This is a genomic window from Ktedonobacter sp. SOSP1-52 (assembly GCF_016587395.1).
Map to the genome: position 1 here is coordinate 1,526,346 of NZ_BNJH01000003.1, position 18,183 is coordinate 1,544,528.

The 18,183-nt window shown below is 55.1% G+C and carries 16 protein-coding genes and 1 pseudogene; 8 read left to right on the forward strand and 9 right to left on the reverse strand.

What is annotated here, in order from left to right; all coding sequences use genetic code 11:
* Window positions 1-422: 422 nt before the first annotated feature.
* The 7 genes from JMJ16_RS31945 to JMJ16_RS31975 form a co-directional block, all read right to left on the reverse strand.
* Complete coding sequence (locus JMJ16_RS31945) at window positions 423-2,975, reverse strand: protein kinase (protein WP_201388177.1); 2,553 nt, start codon at window positions 2,973-2,975, stop codon at window positions 423-425.
* Window positions 2,976-3,249: 274 nt separating this feature from the next.
* Window positions 3,250-3,798 carry a hypothetical protein gene (locus JMJ16_RS31950; protein ID WP_201388179.1) on the reverse strand — a complete coding sequence of 183 codons (549 nt, stop codon included), beginning with the start codon at window positions 3,796-3,798 and terminating at the stop codon, window positions 3,250-3,252.
* A 389-nt stretch (window positions 3,799-4,187) separates the two neighbouring features.
* Window positions 4,188-4,460: a hypothetical protein gene (locus tag JMJ16_RS31955; RefSeq protein ID WP_201388181.1), complete on the reverse strand. Its 273-nt coding sequence runs from the start codon at window positions 4,458-4,460 to the stop codon at window positions 4,188-4,190.
* Window positions 4,461-4,753: 293 nt separating this feature from the next.
* Entirely contained in the window at window positions 4,754-5,236 is a 483-nt protein-coding gene (locus JMJ16_RS31960) for a hypothetical protein (RefSeq protein WP_201388183.1), read from the reverse strand.
* Between the two features lie 451 nt (window positions 5,237-5,687).
* A complete protein-coding gene (locus JMJ16_RS31965) occupies window positions 5,688-6,110 on the reverse strand; it encodes a hypothetical protein (RefSeq protein WP_201388185.1) in 423 nt (140 codons plus the stop codon).
* Window positions 6,111-6,409: 299 nt separating this feature from the next.
* Complete coding sequence (map, locus tag JMJ16_RS31970; RefSeq protein ID WP_201388187.1) at window positions 6,410-7,198, reverse strand: type I methionyl aminopeptidase; 789 nt, start codon at window positions 7,196-7,198, stop codon at window positions 6,410-6,412.
* A gap of 214 nt (window positions 7,199-7,412) precedes the next feature.
* Window positions 7,413-7,712, reverse strand: coding sequence for a helix-turn-helix transcriptional regulator (locus JMJ16_RS31975; protein WP_201388189.1), 300 nt, complete (start codon window positions 7,710-7,712; stop codon window positions 7,413-7,415).
* A 339-nt stretch (window positions 7,713-8,051) separates the two neighbouring features.
* Here JMJ16_RS31975 and JMJ16_RS31980 point away from each other — a divergent pair, with 339 nt between their 5' ends.
* The 7 genes and pseudogenes from JMJ16_RS31980 (at window position 8,052) to JMJ16_RS32010 (ending at window position 15,249) form a co-directional block, all read left to right on the forward strand.
* Window positions 8,052-8,537 (forward strand): hypothetical protein, encoded by a 486-nt coding sequence (locus JMJ16_RS31980; protein WP_201388191.1) that lies wholly within the window; start codon window positions 8,052-8,054, stop codon window positions 8,535-8,537.
* A gap of 142 nt (window positions 8,538-8,679) precedes the next feature.
* The gene (locus JMJ16_RS31985) at window positions 8,680-9,057 is read left to right on the forward strand and encodes a hypothetical protein (RefSeq protein ID WP_201388193.1); all 378 of its coding nucleotides are present in this window, start codon (window positions 8,680-8,682) and stop codon (window positions 9,055-9,057) included.
* A gap of 513 nt (window positions 9,058-9,570) precedes the next feature.
* A pseudogene (locus JMJ16_RS57355) lies at window positions 9,571-10,937 on the forward strand (cystathionine beta-synthase).
* Window positions 10,938-11,262: 325 nt separating this feature from the next.
* Window positions 11,263-11,697 (forward strand): archease, encoded by a 435-nt coding sequence (locus JMJ16_RS31995; protein WP_201388195.1) that lies wholly within the window; start codon window positions 11,263-11,265, stop codon window positions 11,695-11,697.
* 516 nt (window positions 11,698-12,213) lie between these two features.
* Window positions 12,214-12,423, forward strand: coding sequence for a hypothetical protein (locus tag JMJ16_RS32000; protein WP_201388197.1), 210 nt, complete (start codon window positions 12,214-12,216; stop codon window positions 12,421-12,423).
* A gap of 141 nt (window positions 12,424-12,564) precedes the next feature.
* Window positions 12,565-13,584 carry an RNA ligase (ATP) gene (locus JMJ16_RS32005; RefSeq protein ID WP_201388199.1) on the forward strand — a complete coding sequence of 340 codons (1,020 nt, stop codon included), beginning with the start codon at window positions 12,565-12,567 and terminating at the stop codon, window positions 13,582-13,584.
* Window positions 13,585-13,791: 207 nt separating this feature from the next.
* Window positions 13,792-15,249 carry an RtcB family protein gene (locus JMJ16_RS32010; protein WP_201388201.1) on the forward strand — a complete coding sequence of 486 codons (1,458 nt, stop codon included), beginning with the start codon at window positions 13,792-13,794 and terminating at the stop codon, window positions 15,247-15,249.
* 68 nt (window positions 15,250-15,317) lie between these two features.
* Here the strand turns inward: JMJ16_RS32010 and JMJ16_RS32015 are convergent, their stop codons facing one another.
* Entirely contained in the window at window positions 15,318-16,115 is a 798-nt protein-coding gene (locus tag JMJ16_RS32015; protein WP_201388202.1) for an AraC family transcriptional regulator, read from the reverse strand.
* A gap of 74 nt (window positions 16,116-16,189) precedes the next feature.
* On the opposite strand from JMJ16_RS32015, the gene JMJ16_RS32020 reads away from it, so the two are divergent.
* Window positions 16,190-16,504, forward strand: a complete 315-nt coding sequence (locus tag JMJ16_RS32020; RefSeq protein ID WP_236601761.1) for a hypothetical protein — start codon at window positions 16,190-16,192, stop codon at window positions 16,502-16,504.
* Window positions 16,505-16,559: 55 nt separating this feature from the next.
* Here the strand turns inward: JMJ16_RS32020 and JMJ16_RS32025 are convergent, their stop codons facing one another.
* Entirely contained in the window at window positions 16,560-17,864 is a 1,305-nt protein-coding gene (locus JMJ16_RS32025) for a sugar MFS transporter (RefSeq protein ID WP_201388206.1), read from the reverse strand.
* Window positions 17,865-18,183: the final 319 nt, after the last annotated feature.

Here is an 18,183-nt window from a genome sequence, read left to right on the forward strand (position 1 = left end):
CTCGCTCCGCAGATATTGTACTATATCGAGCCCTTCTCGTACATACCCATGTACCCGAATACGACGCCCATGGGCGCGCGGGGGGCCGCGCTGCTAAAGCACGCGCTTACATATAATGGTACGAGGCGTATCGCGCATGTACATAAAATTTGTTGAATTTGTCATATAAGTGCTTGCTTATAAAAAGCAAGAGCCCGAGCGCTTATTGTTGTTATCACGAACTGTCCATATGCCCGGCTTCAAGCTTGCCCTCTCTACATTGGAACCCTCCCCCAACCATCATTAGGCGCCCGAACCCCAATACCCATAGGCGCCCGATTTATCGCGCGAGGCGATTTATCGCACGAATACAGCATAGCACGTATTCTTCCATAACGGAGTGATATCCTATGGCACGCCACACCGTGATATTGTGGGTGGTTTCACCCGGTATCATTGCGATAAATCGCCTCGCGCGCGATAAATCGGGCGCCTATGATGGTTGGGGGCCGGGCGCCTATGAAAGCGGAAAGGGGTGCCTGTGGTGATAATCCGGTTGATTTTATTAAGGTGCTGTATATGGACTCTCCCATAGGATTAAACGCTTGTGGGGCTGGTTTTGGCTGGTTAGTGATGGTAAAGGTGATCTGGTTGGGATCACCGGGCAGGGTTGCGCCGTTGAATTGGACATTGGCGCGGGCGACGCCATGGGTGTTCTGGAGCAGGGTCTGGGCCTCGGCGGGGCTCTTGCCGGCGATGAGGCGGGCCAGCGCTTGCTGGGCGGTGGCGTCGAACTGGTAGGCCCAGGTGCCCTGTGCCTCTATGTTCCAGGTGACGTTGGCGCCATCGAGTTGCTGCTGGAGCACGTGCAACTGGAGTGGGCTGGCAAGTTTGCTGCCACTACCCAGGTCGTTATCGGCCTGGGGTTGCAGCTTTCCAGCCAGGAGGGCTTGCATCTGCTGCCGAGGATAGGCGAAGGCGTTACAGCTAACGGTCACACTGATGCTGGTGCTGGCTACATTGGCCCCGGTATCCCCGATGGGGTTAGTGTGATTGATCGTGTTTTTGCACTGTGGATTATCCGCCATCTCCTCTCCTCCCTGAATCATCCCACGGAGCTGCTGAAGGGCCTGCGCCTGCGCGCTATTCTGAAGCCCCCTGCTCACACCGTCCACATCCTGCTGCGTGACCAAGGTATAGTTTTGCGGGTCCTGCCCACCTGTGAAAGGGACCAAGTTTCTTACAAAGATTGTATTGTTGGCAGCGCAGCAGGTTTTATTTATATTCATGGTTGGTATGTTACCCCTGGTACCAGGAGTATCTGCATGAGCAGTTACTTCTGCTTGGCTTACTTTCCCTGTTGCAGAGTTTGCGGCAGGTATGACAATCTCCGTATCTGTGCTTACTTGAATACCGTTTGTACTTGTGATAGTAGTTCCTACACCTACTGTAAAGCTATTAAAGGACCCATTGAAAAATGTCAGCGTTCCGCTTGCCTTTGTCCCTGCTGTTTGTTTTTTGCCGGTACCCTGGATGGTCTGAGTGTTGGATTGGGCGCTGGCGGCGAGTGGGTGGGCCTGGACCTGGGATTGGGCAGCGTCGGGATTGGTAGGGACGCCGGTTACGTGGTAGGTATGTTGCTCCAGGTGGCTGGAGGTGGTCAGGGCGATGGTGGCGCGGTTGCCGTTCAGGAGGGTCGCGATGGGGCCTGGCATGCCACGCAGGCCGGGAAGGGCAACGATCACACCTGCAATGAGGATGAGGGCCAGGGACGCTGCCAGTAGCCACGTGCGCCAGGAGTGCCGTGGGGGGACGACGCTCGGTCGAGGCCCTGTTGGTCGGGGAGCAGGTGTGACCGGTGAGTTTTCCACTCCGGAACGCGAGCGGCGGGCGGAGGATGGTAGCACGACCGGTTGGGGCTTTGGACGCAATTTGGGAGCAGGTGTGATCGATAGATTTTCACCGCTGCTCTCTAGATCACTCTCCTCCAGGATATCAATATCGCTCTCCTCGCCCTCCTTTATAAACGAGCGGCTCACAGGTGTGATCGATCCTCTATCCAGGTCCTGCTCCATTGCGTAGGTATGTATCATGTGTCCTTTAGGGTAGTAAGTAGCGCTCCTCCCTTGCTCAGCAGCCCTGCTAAAATCATCCCAGAGCGCCTCCGCATCCTGGTAGCGCTGTGTGGGATCGTGGGCGAGGGCGCGCAGGATGACGGCATCCAGGTTGGGCGAGAGGAGGGGATGAAGGCTACTGGGCCTGGGCGGAGACGTGAGCGGTTGCTGGCGCGCCAGGTCGCGTCCAACCTCGAAGAGGGTGCGGCGGAAGGGGAGGCGCCCGGTGCAGAGCTGGTAGAGGATTACGCCCAGGGCGAAGATATCGCTTTGAGGGAGGGCACCACCCCGGAACTGCTCAGGAGCCATATAGGGGAGCGTGCCCCCTCCGGGAAAGGTGTGATGGGTCGCGTTGACCTCGACTGCCAGGCCAAAGTCGCTCAGCACGGCCTGCTCTGAACCATTGGGGAGGACGCGAAAGAGAATGTTCAGCGGCTTGAGATCGCGATGAATCACACCATGGGTGTGGGCATAGGCCACGGCGCTACAGATCTGGGGCGCGAGGGTCAGAATTTTATTGAGCAGGTAGGGCTGGCCTGGACGGAGGCGTTTATGCAGGTCGCCCCCGGCGGCATATTCCATTACTATATAAGGAATCATTGAGCCGCGAGTGGGATCAACCAGCTCAAGTTTGAGATCGCTATAGATATGTAGAATGTTGGGATGACTCCATTGCGCGACCTTGGCGGCCTCCTTCACAAAGCGATCCAGTGTGCGCTGATCAAGCTCGTCGGGCTTGATGACCTTGATGGCGACCTCGTGCTGGTCGTGCTCATCCCAGGCCAGACAGACATCGGCCATGCCGCCACTACCCAGAGAGCCCAGGAGTTGATAGCGCTGTCCAAGTGTCTCAAATGCGCGGTTATAGCGCCACAATTTCACAACAGATGCCTCCACTACTGGCGTACGCGGCTACTGGGGTTGCGCCCTGGCGTACGCGGCTGCTGGTAGACTTTTATGTTGAGGGAGTATACCCAATTAAAAGCATTATTGCATGCGAATAGACAAAAAGGCAACATATTTGCAGGGACAGTGGAAAAGAGCTGCATAACGCCACAAAATTAGACGTGAATCGTCGGGGGATGGGAGGCGAAGACGCGCCTACACATTGAGTGTAGGCGCGTCCTGTGAATGTATATGGATGTGAATGTGAGTGTTATTGATTAGGAGTGACGCTGGTGATTGCAGGAGCGTTCATCTCCGGGCTGTAGGTGGTGCTGGGCTCGTTAGACGCGGTGTTGGGCGCGCTGGGAACCGTAGGAGCACTGGCCTCGGTGGCCTGGTTGGCGTCAGACATCGAGCTGCTCTGCTCGTTCATGTCGGAGGGATCGCTCTTCATCCAGCCATCACGCTTCATCATACCATGATGATAGTGGTGGTGGTGATAACCTTTACCACTGATCTTGATGATGCAGTTGGCATCCTTCTCAAGCTCAAGCTCGAAGTCACGATTGACATTGACGGTCATGTTGGTACTATTCTTGCCATCGACGGCGAGAATGATAAAGGTGGAGCAGATTGAGAGGGCGCGTGGTGACCCTTTAGAACCCATAGGATAGTCCTGGTGGCTCTGAGGCAGATTGGCCCGTCCAGGTGTGAGGCTGGAGGCGTGAGCGGATGCCGTATGCCCAAAGGCCATGTAGAGGAGGAAGAGGCTAGTGATAGCGAATATGCATGTGCTTTTCTGGATGCACGAACGCGACATTCTCTGTTCCTTTCCACTGTGTCATCTCTGATGGTGAGGATGACAATTTGCTTTTCTTATAGTGATGGGTGCAGATGTGCTGATGCGCGCTACAAGGTTCACTCTACAAAACCATCCCAGGAGCCATAGCTGTTATCCGTAGATGAGTCTTCGCTATGTCTGCTCTCTATTGTTATAGAGGGTCAACCAAGCTCAAGCGTTATGTATACAGAGAAAGCCGGAGCTACCACGATGACGGCATGTCGTCATCGTGGTAGCTCCGGCTTTCTCTGTATGACAAATTTTATGACGACAAATTTTATGACAAAAATTTAAAAGGAGCATAAAAATTGGGAGGGAGCGTTTTGTACGCTCGCCTCCCTCGTTGTGCTTATAGGTCTGGCAGGTGCTTACCAGTAGTGACAGCCGTACCAGCAAGTGCGATAGAAACTGTGGTTGATGTTATAACTATAACTAACGCTATAGCTGTAACTAACGCTATAGCTGCTGCCAATGCTGCTGCCAATGCCGCCACCCCATTGTGCGGTGGCATGAGTTTGTGCTTTCGTGGGGGTCAGGCTGGCCGCGGAAGCGGTATGAATGCTTCCAAACAATAGCGCTACTGCTACAACACCGCTAAGCATAACGAGACAGACAGCCTTGCGGAGAGTTGAAAGTGCCATTGTTTACTCCTTTTCCTTTGCTTGGGAATGTGCTTCATGGGATGCCGAATCCAGTCACGCCTTGGGAAAACGGCTGGAGCCGGACTGCTGGAAGCGGTGCGCTTATACCGTTTCCTTCTTATGCGGAAACCAATGTCGCTCTTGCGACTAGCGCTTCCCCCATTCGGGGACAGGCGCGCTCAGATTTCCGAATAGCACTTCGCTTACCATCTGGCGTGGCCTCTAGGGTCACGCCAGCATTGGTTTTGCATGTGTAATTGTCTGTTCTGGTCTTAAGATCTGACCTCTGCTGACTAGCGGAAGCCACGGCCGCCGAAGCCCCCGCCGAAGCCACGGCCGCCGAAGCCACCGCCGAAGCCACGACCGAAGCCAAAGCCACGACCGAAGCCAAAGCCACGACCGAAGCCAAAGCCACGCCCGAAGCCAAAGCCACGCCCATAGAAGCCGCGCCCATAGAAGCCGCGACCGAAGCCAAAGCCGCGCCCATAGAAGCCGCGCCCATAGAAGCCGCGACCGAAGCCAAAGCCGCGACCATAGAAGCCACGTCCGTAGAAGCCGCCCCCGTAGAAACCACGACCGAAGCCAAAGCCACGTCCGTAGCCGTAGCCACCACCCCAACCGGGGCCACCCCATGTAGTGGTTACGTGAGTTTGTGCTTTTGTGGGGGTAAGGCTTGCTGCGGAGGCGTTAGCTGTCGTTCCCATGACTAAGGCAACGGCGACGATCGCGCTGAGCATGACCAGACATAGGGTTTTCCGTATGGCGGAAAGTTGCATGTCTTTTTTTCTCCTTAGTGCCTGAGCCTAGATTGCTCCTATCATGTATATCGTTTTGAGGATGCTCTACAAGTGATGCTTTCCAGGGGATGCACTACAGGTTTCGGCTTTTTCTGGTTTTAGTATACAGGCATGTATAAACTCATGTATGTATGCTACTGGCGTACGCAGCTACTGTAACTGTGCTCTGGCCTACGTGATTACTGGTTTCAGTAAGTACACTTTGAAGATACGTTGTAGGTTACAGAGGGGCTTGAGGAGCGGCGTTATGGGAATGGGTGTGGATCACCCCACGCCTATGCATGCCTGACAGGTAGGTGTGCCATTGAGAAGCACTGCTCAATTTGTATCTTCCCAATCTGGCATAGAGAGAGCAGGACCAACATAGGTCCTGCTCTCAGAAGGTTTGGATGCTGTAGTGGTTAGAGGCTAGGCGTTATTTACAGCCGCACTAGAAGCCGAAGCCACGACCGAAGCCACCAAAGCCGAGGCCACGACCGAAGCCGAAGCCACCAAAGCCGAGGCCACGACCGAAGCCGAAGCTACCACCTTTGAAGCCTTTACCGCCACCGAAGCCGAAGCCACCACCTTTGAAGCCTTTACCGCCACCGAAGCCGAAGCCACCACCTTTGAAGCCTTTACCGCCACCGAAGCCACCACCATAGCCATAGTCACCGAAGCCACCATAGCCACCATCGTAGCCAAGGCCATAACCATAATTGCCGAAGCCACCACCATAACCAGCGCCATAGCCGAGGCCATTACCACAGCCGCAGGAGCTGGCTGAGGCATGGCTGGTAGGGCCTACCATCAGCATCAGGGCGAAGATGGCGGTAAATATGATCGTACAAACGGTCTTCTTAGCAAGTGACATGTTTGTTCCTTTCCTTGCTTAGGTTTATGCCAATTACTCCCTTTTCCTGTGCAGGAGCAGGGGTTTTTGGGCATAAACCAGTAACATTCTGGAAACTGTTTGTCTTCTCTTATGGCTCGAGAAGGCGATGTAGCGCGCTCTGTATGTTGCAGAGTTTGGCTACCAGTGCCATTATACGTAGGCTTATAAACTTATACATGTGTATATATGGAAGGGAAGGAACAGCATTGAATAGTGTGTGGCCCGACGTGTGCTTTTGCACACGTCGGGCCACACACTATTCAATGCTACGTATTGTTCTAGAGGATGGTCAAAAGTTCGGGGGCGCCATCGGTCACGGCCAGCGTATGCTCGAACTGCGCGGAACGCTTGCCATCGGCGGTGCAGACGGTCCATTGGTCCGCGAGCACGCGGGTCTTGGCGGTTCCCACGTTGATCATAGGCTCGACGGTGAAGACCATGCCCTGGCGGATACGTAGGCCAGTGCCATGCTTGCCAAAGTGCGAGACGTGGGGATCTTCGTGCAGGGAGCGTCCAACGCCATGACCTCCCAATTCACGCACAGTGGAGAAGCCATTGGACTCGGCGTATTCCTGGATGGCCGCGCCCACATCGCCGAGACGTTTATTGTGGCGAGCTTCGGCGATACCCAGTTCAGTGCAGCGTTTAGCGACCTCCATGAGCTTTTGCGCCTCCTCATCGATCTCGCCAACGGCATAGGTCACGCAGGAGTCGCCGACCCAGCCATTGAGCAGGACGCCGATATCTACGCCGACGATATCGCCCTCCTTCAACTTGACCTCTGCGCTGGGAATGCCGTGGCAGACCACCTCATTGATAGAGATACAGATGGTACCCGGGAAGGCAGGAACGGCGGGATGCCCGTTATAGGCGGGGCGAGCGCCATAGCCTTTATAGATGGGGAGCGCGCCCTTGCCGCGAATATAATCCTCGGCGATCTGGTCCAACTCAAGGGTCGTCACGCCCGGTTTAACATATGGGCGCATAACCTCAAAGGTCTGGGCCACCAGTCGCCCGGCCTCGCGTAGTTTTGCAATCTCCTGGCGAGATTTCATCATCACTGCCATCGTATGTAATCCTCGTTTCTTCAATTTGTAGGGTCCATGCTGGCATGGACTTAAAACCTCGCCAGGCGAGAACTTGCCCGATCCGCAACCGCCTTGCTTGGCGGCGTTTGAGTCCGTACAAGCATGGACCCTACAAGTCTCTCTCGGGGCTGGCATATATTTACCATGATAGGGCGTTTGAGTCCATGCCAGCATGGACCCTACAGGCATTTTGTCAGGTGGCGTGTCCTCGGCTCGCATCGAGGGTGAGAGGGACCTCATCCTGAAGGGTGTGTTCCCAGGTGAGGAGATCATTGACCGTCACACCGAAATAGCGGTTAAAGTAGTTGAGTAGCTGATCGATGGTGGTATAGTCAACGCGTCGGCTCTGGCCACGATGAAGCGCGGCCAGGACACTCAACGAGACGCCGCTTTCCTGAGCCAGGCGGCGCAGGCTCAAGGGGGGCAGGCCCTCTTTTGCTCGCTCTACATTTGCCCTTGCCAATAGCAAGCGTAGTTTGCACGAGATGGTCAAAGTATTCTAGCCTCCCATAAAGCTTATGGAAACGTGTGCCGTTTGGGTCGCACGCGTCCCCATGACCCGCGACATATGTCCTGATTTCAAGAATGTTTGTGTTCCTAAGTTAGCAGAAGTGTAGTGGAATGTCAATACAAATGTGAGTGATTTCAGGTACAAAGGAGTGATGGTCAGGTGTTGTATCGGTAAATATCAATTTTATGATACAATCGCATCGGTATGATCCCTGATGCTAGAAATGGCGGGCGGTGGCGGTTGAGAAGAGAGATAGCGTTGAATATGCAGGTAGATGCGTGTGAGTAAGCAGATAAAAATGTGCAAAGGAAGCGATAAACAATGGTCAAATTCTGGGGCATAATTGTGCTTGGCATTCTTGTATATGCTATAGCTTTATTTGGAGCCGTCTTATTTAGCAGGCTGGACCCGCTGAACAAGTATCGCTGGCAGCGTGAGAAGTCGTTCACGTTCAAACTGGCACGCTTCATGCTCGACTATGGGCAAGGCTTATTGATCGGCCTCTTCTTTGTGCTCGCGACGGTGGCGACAGGCGCGCTCAGTTTGTATACCACAAATACGACGGAAGCGCTCCCCAAGGATTGGTACGCCCTGGTCAGCGAGAACCTGGCTTGGCTGAGCAATGGTTTCCTGGTGATCGCGGGCTTGACGGCTGTTATCTGGATCCTGGCGGCGCTTGGAACCACCATTATAGGGAACAAGGGCGCGCGTGGGCGTGGCCTGGGGCTGATGACCAGCCTGGTGGCAATCGTATTTGAGTTCCTCTATGGAGCACAATGGTATCACATGTTTGTACACGTGAAATAGAAAAATGCCAGAAGCTCCAGGGGATTGCCTGGCAATCCCCTGGAGCTTCTGGCATTTTTCTATGTTTTAAAAGAGGCATGAGCATACGTTCTTCTAATAGGAGAGTTTTACTGGCAATGTTCATGCTAAGAGGAAGAGAACTATGTTAAATGAACTAGCAAAAACGTTTTTTGATAATATCTGGCTAATTATGATCTTTTTGTTTATTTTCGGCGGGTCGATTACAAGCATCGTGCGAGGGATATTCAAAGCTTCTTTCGAGCAGCAGTTGAAGATGCAGGAGAAGAAGAATGAGGAATTACGGTTGCGGTTGGAATTGGAGCACTTGCAGAAAGGGCCGGGCAGAGGGTCTAACATGCCCCAGCCGAAGGAGTCGGCCTGGGACGAGCAGCCGCTGGCGGGCTACGATGGTGGCTACCAGGGGCAGGACCTGGATCGGAGCGCAAAAGAGCGCGAACAGCAGCCAGTAGAGCCATATGTATCAGAAGGACAGAAACTGCCGCCGCAGGTCCAGGGGTAGAGGGGCAACCCACACATAAGCGCCCCTTTACGGCGCACAAGGCGATTTATCGCAGTAATACCGGGTTGCGACCAGTCCCATGGCGAGACGGTGCTTGTCACGAGATGTTATATTGTTATGGTGAAATAACTGCAATTGTGTATCGCTGCGATAAAGCGCCTTGTGCGCGATAAATCGGGCGCCTATGGGAGTGAGGGGGCGCTTAGGGAGTGGAAGAGCGGTGTAGTCGCGGGAAGGTTTGTGTTATACTGTGGAAACGTGACATATGCTGTAATGTCTTATCAGTTCTGACGACATTACATCTGTATGCTTGTTTGACGCTGACACAGGGAGATTGTAAGGGCCAGGGTTGGCTAAGCTGCGGGGCTTCGAAGTGGAATCGCTGTTGATCTCACGCGCTTTATCCCGCCATGTCCTCGTGTCGTCCGCGTTTCGCTGTGTCGTCATTTGTACATCGACGAGGTCGAAATGATAGAAACCAATAAGGATAAGGCTCCCTTGCGGGAGGGGAATATGCGTTATTACGATTCGCTATTAGAGGGGATCGGGAATACGCCGCTGGTGCAGTTGAAGCGCATCGCAAGCGATGTGCCGCCGATGGTGCTGGCGAAGGTGGAGTTTTTTAATCCGGGTGGGAGCGTGAAGGATCGCATTGGCCCAGCGATGATTGAGTACTGCGAGCAGCAAGGCCTGCTGCGTCCAGGCGGGACGATTGTCGAGCCAACAAGCGGTAACACCGGGCATGGCCTGGCAATCGCGGCAGCGATCAAAGGCTATCACTGTATCTTCGTCATGACCGACAAGGCCAGCGAGGAGAAGCGGAGCCTGTTGCGGGCGTATGGCGCGGAGGTTGTGATCTGCCCGAGCAGTGTTACCCATGACTCGCCGGAGTACTATAAAAACGTCGCCTATCGTCTGGCAAAGGAGATTCCGGGCGCGTGCTGCCCCGACCAGTACTCGAATCCGGCCAACCCGGCGGCGCACTATGGCTCCACGGGTCCAGAGATCTGGCGCGATACGGCGGGCAAGATCACGGCCTTCGTCGCGGGCATCGGCACAGGTGGAACTATTTCTGGGACCAGCCGCTATCTCAAAGAGCAGAATCCACAGATCAAAATTATTGGCGCGGACCCTCCAGGCTCAGTCTACTCGGGCGATACCCCAAGCCCTACAAGGTCGAGGGTATCGGCATGGACATGTTCCCGCGCAACTATGATACCGCTGTTGTCGACGACGTGATTCGTGTTGATGACCGTACCTCGTTCTACTGGGCCAGGCGCCTGGCACGCGAGGAGGGTATCCTGGTTGGTGGCTCGGGGGGCACGGCCCTGGCGGCAGCTATGACCTATGCCAAGCGTCTTACCCCCCAGGATGTGCTGGTCGTGTTGCTCCCCGACACGGGTCGCGGCTACCTGACCAAGCAGTTTAACGACACCTGGATGCGCGAGAACAACCTGCTGGTCCCAGCCGAGAGCGAGCAGCCAGTCATGCAGGATGTGCTGGCGTATCGCCGCTCACACTCACAGAGCATGCCCCTGGTAGTCAGCATCACCCCCAACGACTCGGTCGCCGATGCCGTTGAGTTGCTGCGGCGCTATGGTATCAGCCAGACGCCCGTCATGGAGGGCGGCAAGATGGTGGGCAGCCTGACCGAAGACCTGCTGCTACGTCGCCTGGCGAGCGGAGAGCCCCTGGAATCGACCACGGTTGGCCAGTTGCAGGGACCAGCCTTCCCCGTACTGGACGCGGTCTCTGAGGCCCGTGAGGCCTATACGCTCTTCAACATGGGGCACTCGGCGGTCGCCGTCGTTCACAATGGCCTGCTTGAGGGCATCGTTACCAAAAGCGACCTGCTCGAATTCTGGGCCCACGCTAGATAAAAAAGAACGAAAAGCAAATGGGCCGACTACCCGCGGGTGATCGGTCCATTTGCTTTTCGTTCTTGCTTGATTTTTATTGAAGTTCTTCAATTTGGTGGCAAAATGTATTGACAAATCACAATGTCGTGGGTACTATTAAAGCATCTACTACGATCTTATGCCGAAACCCAACATCACTTACGTGACTAGCGCTTCGCGCTCAGGGTTTTCGGAGAAGAATTACTAATACTTCATAGGAAAAGGAGGGCAGTCATATGTATCGCAGTAATAGCTTTGCCTCTGCATATATCCCCTGTCTGAGACTGCCCTGGAAAGGTTGGCGCTCGTGAAGAACTTTGCGCGCCCCTATGAAGTGTTTGAGCATACTGCGGATGTCGGGCTACATGCCTATGGTCAGGATCTACCAGAACTCTTTTCTCATGCCGCGCAGGGTATGGAGAGTCTGATGGTCGCGCCGGAGCAGATAAAGCCAGCGACAACGCGGGAAGTCACAGTCGAGGCCCATGATCACCTCTCATTATTGATCGGCTGGCTCGATGAACTGATCTTCCTGTTTGATACGCAGTTTCTCCTCGTACGCGATGTCGAGATCCTGGATCTGGCGAAGACGCGTTTAAAAGCCCGAGTGACGGGTGAGGCATATGATGCCCAACGTCATGAACTGGCAAGCGCGATCAAGGCTGTTACCTGGCACGAGGCTGCCATCACCCGTGATGAGGCCAGTGGCTCTTACCAGGCAAGGATCATTTTCGACATTTAGGGATTCGCGGAGTCGCTCGCCCACCTTCCAGTTCATCTCCCGCACTTTTTGGTAGGGACCAGCCGTGTCTCCGAATGGGGGGCTTTAGCGCGCCCGAATGCCATTCATGGCAGTGCGGCGCAAGCCGATTTTTTGCTGAGGAATAGGCAATCCATCAAGCGAAGTAGCTCCCCAGGAACGTTTTGAGCTGCGCCTATGGGCGATTAATCGCCTTTGGACGCGCTGAAGCGGGTTCCTAGCGAGAGAGAGGGGTATCCCCAGCAGATCCGTAAATGTGCCAATCATGATGGGCGAGTTCGACCATATGATAGGTGATGTTTTTGTACTGTTGTAAGGTTGTATTGTTTGCTTTTTATAGATGAGCTTATAAAGAGGGCAAGTGATATGGATTTAGTAAGCAAGCGAGTGTGAGAAATCTCATAGACGCTTGCTTCTAGATAAAGCAGAATTGGCTCTGTAAGCGAGTCGATGATGCAAGGCTTAATGTGTTGTTACAGTTCCGGAGGAACGGCAAAGATGATGCAGAATGTAAAGACGAGAACCAGGACTACCGGGTCGTATGTGACCAGGCGGTGGGACATTGGTAATGAGCAGCCCCAGCTCCGCCGCGCCGTGACCGTTTCCGCCCCGGTGACTGGCGAGACAATACGCCTGACGAGGCGCCCAACGTATGTCTACACGCGTATTGGACGCGCGATGTTGAAGCGGGGTGGACGCGCGAAGTAAGCGCCTCAAATCACGGAATTGTAGGGTTCAGGCTGGCTTGGACTTGAGCGTACAGGTTGCATTGTGCTTGGGCGGGAGTAAGTCCAAGCCAGCCTGAACCCTACAGGATGCCAGATGGATTGATTAGGAAGGAGCCAGCCAATGAGTAGCTTGATTGTGCCGGTGGCGACCATTGATAAGATTGGGCCACATAGCAATGCTGACGCGCTGGAACTGGCGCAGGTGCTTGGGTGGCAGATTGTGGTTCCCAAGGGGCAGTACACGGTAGGCGACAAAATTGTGTACTTCCCACCGGATACTGTGCTGCCACTGGAGTTATCGGAGCGCTTTGGTGTGACGAAATACCTTAGCAAGCAGCGTATCAGATGCGCGAAGCTGCGTGGTGAGCCATCCTTTGGCCTGATCGTGAAGCCCGAGGATGCAGCCTGGGAGCCGGGGCAGAACGTTGCTGATTTTTACGGCGTGAAGAAGTATGAGCCACCTTTACGTTCCAGCGCCGGAGATGCTGAGGTAGACCACCCACTCTTCTGGGAGTATACCGAGATTGAGAACATGCGGAATTTTCCAGACATCTTTGCTGAGGGCGAAACGGTCCTGGTCAGCGAGAAGATTCATGGTACTTCTTCGCGCGTGGGCATGGTTGAGGGCGAGTTGATGGCTGGCTCCAAGGCCCTGCGGCGCAAGCGGCCAGATGACGATAGGTTCGCGGTGAGCACCTACTGGTTTCCCCTGACGCTAGAGTCAGTGCGGAGGCTGGTTGAAGACCTGGGCCAGGAGCACCGGCAGGTCATTCTCTTTGGCGAGGTCTATGGGAGCCGCATCCAATCCTTTGCCTATGGCTTGAGCAATGGGCGCATCGGCTTTCGCGCCTTTGATTTGCTCGTGGATGGTGCTTACCTGGATTGGCCGGAGTTCCTGACGTATTGTGAGCGCTATGGCATTGAGACAGTGCCCGTCATGGCCAGCATACCGTTTAGCCTGGACGACATCAAGCGTTTGAGCGAGGGGTCAACTCTGCTGGCTGAGAACGCGCATATCCGAGAAGGTGTCGTCGTGCGCCCGGTACAAGAGCGTACCTCGCCCAAGACCGGGCGCGTCATCCTGAAGTATGTCAGCGACTCATACCTCTTTGGCTCAAAGACTGATTACACTGATAAGTAACGCAGCGCGCTGGAGGGGAGAGGCAGGAGGGTCTCCCTCCTGCCGAGGTGTGGGGCTTCCTTTCCGCTCACTTGAGCCATTAGGCTAGGTGTGAAAGTGCCGCTGCGCCCCCGAATGGGGGTGAGTGAGCGGAATAAAAACCATCTCCCACAAAATCCTTTCCTCCTAATGCGCTGATGTAACAGATAAATTGAGGGGAACAGAGACATGGGCAATGCGAATATCCCATTGGAACGGATCGATCCTAACCGCTGGCAGATACCCAAGCGGTATAATGACGCAATGAACGTGCCGGGCATTGTATATGCCGACGATGAACTCATTCAGCAGATATTGTCCGACAACGCCCTGACACAGGTGGCCAACGTGGCCACGCTTCCGGGTATCGTCGGGCATTCGCTGGGTATGCCTGACATTCACTGGGGCTATGGCTTCCCCGTGGGCGGGGTTGCCGCGACCGATGCCGAGCATGGAGTCGTCTCCCCAGGAGGGATTGGCTTTGACATCAACTGTGGCGTGCGCCTGCTCGCGACTGACCTTGTGCGCGACCAGATCAAGGGCAAGGCAGATAGGCTCGCAGATGCCCTCTTCAATACCCTGCCCTCGGGCGTGGGTGGCTATGGCATGCGGCGCCTGACCGAGCGCGAGATGCGCGAGGTCATGAAGCGTGGCTCGGCCTGGGCCGTTGAAGAGGGATATGGTGTCGAGGAGGACCTGGAGGTCACCGAAGAGAATGGTTGCTTGAAGGGGGCCAGGCCTGAGGCCGTGAGCCGCAAGGCCCTGGAGCGTGGCATTGGCCAGCTTGGGAGCCTGGGTTCAGGGAACCACTTCGCCGAGGTGCAGTACGTAGACCATATCTATGACCAGGAGGCCGCTGAGGCTCTGGGCATCGGACAACTGGGTCAGGTTGTTACCACCATCCACTGCGGGAGCCGGGGCTTTGGGCACCAGATCGCGGAGGATTATATCAAAATCGCCGAGGCGAAGCAGAAGGCGTACGGCTATCACCTGGCGGACCGGCAGCTGGCGTGTATGCCTATCCATTCCCAGGAGGGGCAGGACTATCTCGGCGCCATGGCCTGCGCGGCGAACTTTGCCTGGGCCAACCGGCAGTTGCTGATGCATGGTGTGCGCGAGGCCTTCTCCAGCGTCTTTGGACGTAAGGCGCGGGCTAAGGACCTGCCGATGGTCTACGACGTGTGTCATAACATCGCCAAAATGGAGGAGTACGAGATCGACGGCGAGAAGAAGCGTGTTTGCGTCCACCGCAAGGGGGCGACGCGGGCTTTCCCTCCGGGGCATCCCGCCATTCCGGAGAAGTATCGTGCTGTGGGGCAGCCAGTACTCATCCCAGGCGACATGGGGCGTTACTCATTCGTCCTGGTTGGCGCGCAGGGCTCGATGGAACAGAGCTTCGGCTCATGCTGCCACGGTGCGGGTCGCCGCCAGAGCCGTACCGCGGCCAAAAAGTCCATCACCGGCAAGGATCTCTTGTCGCAGCTTGAAGCGAAGGGCATCACTGTCCGCGTTCACAGCAAGAACTTGCTGGCTGAAGAGGCTCCCACTGCTTATAAGGACGCACAGCAAGTCGTCAACGTCGTCCACAACGCCGGCCTGGCGAAGCTGGTCGTGCGCTTGAAGCCCATCATTGTTGTGAAGGGGTAACAGTAAAAAGAAAGAGAGGGACTGTGAGGCCAGCGCGCTGGCCTCACAGTCCCTCTCTTTCTTTTTATTTATCTTAGCCAGGAGCGGCGGCGGACCTCCTGGGGGCCGTAGCCGAGTTCCTGACGCACGCGGCGCGAGAAGTGATGGCGGGTCTGGAACCCGCATTGGTCGGCAATGGTCTGGACGGAGAGGCCGGTCTGCTGGAGAAGCGAGATGCCGTGTGTCACGCGTAGCCGCCAGAGATAGGCCATAGGTGTCGTCTGAAGTTGGGCCTGGAAGAGGCGAATAAGGTATGAGGGGCTAATCGAGACCGCCTGGGCGACCTGTTCCAATATCAGTGGTTCATGCAGGTGCTCATAGATGTAGAGACGGGCCTGCTCGATGGTGGCGTGAGTGGGAGCCAGGTTGTGTTGCACGTGGAGTTCTCCCTCGCCGATGTAGAGCCAGAGCATCTGTGTGCCCAGGGATTGCAGGAGTTCGCTTGTTGTGGAGAGGCGTGCAGGCTGAAGCGTGAGCGCGGTATGAATAAGCTGTTGCATCAGGGGCGTTAACGGCAGAGGGCGTGGGAGGGCCAGGAGGCGGGTGTGTAGCTCAGGGGAGAGTTCGGGAACATCCAGGTGTAGCCAGGAGTGATGCGTCTCCTCACTTTCGGCAAAGGCAAAGCGCTCCTGGTGTCCGGGGAAGAGCAGGAAAACGGTATTGGCCTCCGCCTGGTGCGCGACATTGTCGATCCAGACTGTCATACAGCCGGTATGGAGAAAAACGAGTTGTAGACACGGCTGATAGCGGGGTCCGAAGTGGCTACCAGGTGGGTAGTGAATAGTGCCCACATTAGCGTCAGTGGGCCAGAGGAGCGGGTGTTCCATAGTCATAGATTCCTGGATGATGCGCATTACAGACACCTTCTGGTCAATTCTAGCTCTCTCTATTTTGCGTGGAGGTGGGTAAACTGTCAAGAGTGATGAATGTCAATAAGCGGAGGGCTTTTGTCGGCCATTACTGTAACGCGCGCTCCTGGGTGCCCTGGAATCATGGCGAGCCATATGAGGGCGAGGCCGCCAACGACAAGCATATCCTGGTGCGCGGAACGACGCACCTGCCCTATGCGCAGCCAAAGTTTGGCACACCCTGTGCGGCCAACACTCCTGACCTTGCCCAGCGCCATCGCGTCGCAGGCAAGGCCATGTCCATGATGGGAAATATGGACGGGACGATGGGCATGAGTGAGCATGGCGAAGAGGTGCATGAGGATTAATTGTAACAAAAGGAGCACGGCCCTATCCAGGACCGTGCTCCTTTTGTTACGTTTATTACGCGAAGGCCGGAATGGCTGGCAGCTCGCGTGTAGCCACCTCATGCATGGGCGTTGAGACGGGTTCCACCTGCACGTTGCCGCGACGATGGACCACTACCTGGCGCTCGCTGCGATTAGCCAGGCTAAAAGGAACCGCTACACAGAGGCAGAGCAGAGCTGGGATAATCATTCCACCACGTGTACCCAGGAAGGGAATCAGCATCCCGATTGAGAGCGGAACCGTCATACCCGCCAGGCCCGCGCTCATCAGAACCATGCTCGAAACGAGCGTTGGCGAGTGCGAGAAACGGCGCGTCGCCATCGACTGCAAGCTCGGGAAGATGGGCCCGATACAGAAGCCTTCAAGCAGACTGCCAATAAAGCAGATGTAGGGCTGGTTCAGTGAAGCCGTGACCAGGATGCCACTCAGGCCACCACCGAGAATGCAGGCATAGAGCAGGTGTACATCAGAGATCAGCCCACGCTTAATCAACTGCGCGACGGTAACACGACCAAGGGCCATACCGATCCAGAAGAAGGTCGCGGCAGGAGTCGCCACCGTCACAGCTACATTTGCGCTCTGACTAATTGAGGTCACCAGCCAGTTGCTAAAGCCAGCTTCCGCGCCCACGTAGAGACAGATTTGCAGCGCCATAAACCAGAGCAGCGTATGCTTAAAGATGCGAGACATGCTGGCTTTATCCGAAACCTGGACGTTACTGCCAGTGCTTGTAGTCGCAGGAGCCTCCTTCGAGACGAAGCGCAGCATATTGAACGCAAGCAGACAGGTAAGGCTGACCAGGGCCACAATAACAAAGGAGACCAGCAGGCTACCCGTGAGCGACATCGTAAACGAGAGTAGGAGCGGGGCCAGCAGCGAGCCAACACCTGCGAAACTATAGAGCATGTTGAGCTTTTCGCCCAGGTTCTGGCGAAAGTTCAGCGTCATCGTAATTGAGAGACCAATGCTAATAAAGCTACCGCTCATGCCCTGGAGAACCTGAGCAGCCAGCCAGAATGTGAAGATAGGCGTCGTAGGAATAATCAGGCTGGCGATGGTAAGACCCGCCAGGCCAAGCATGATCACGGGCTTGGCGCCAATTTTTTTGATAAAGAGGCTACTGAGCAGAACCGCGATAATGGAGCCAAAGGCGCTACCGGTAAAGGCCAGCCCGGCAGTACCAAGCGCGACATGTGTATGTTGGGCTAGCAGAGTCAGTCCTGCACTGGGGAGCACGCCCAGCAGGCCACTGGCGATATAGGCCAGGCAACAAATGGCAAAAAGAACGGTTGGATTGTGGCGTATGGTTCCAAGTGACATGTGCGTAACAAAATCCTTTAGTTACAATATCAATCACAATTTCAATTGGGACGAAAGTTTTCTTCTTCTAACGACGTGCTTTTGAACAAATTGTGGTCGTAGTATTTATGTATTCTGCGAAGACGTTAATGCTCAGGGCTACGACTTGTTGAATTCTATCTGTCTCTGACTGATGGCATTATCGATTCTGGAACCACCAAGAGGAGGCTATCTACCGTAGATAAGCGCGAAGATAAAAAGCTGTTTATGCCTCAGATAGAATGTTTGATGTGGAATCAGGAACGTGTCTTTGTGTTGTTACCTCGTTGTTGTTTACCAT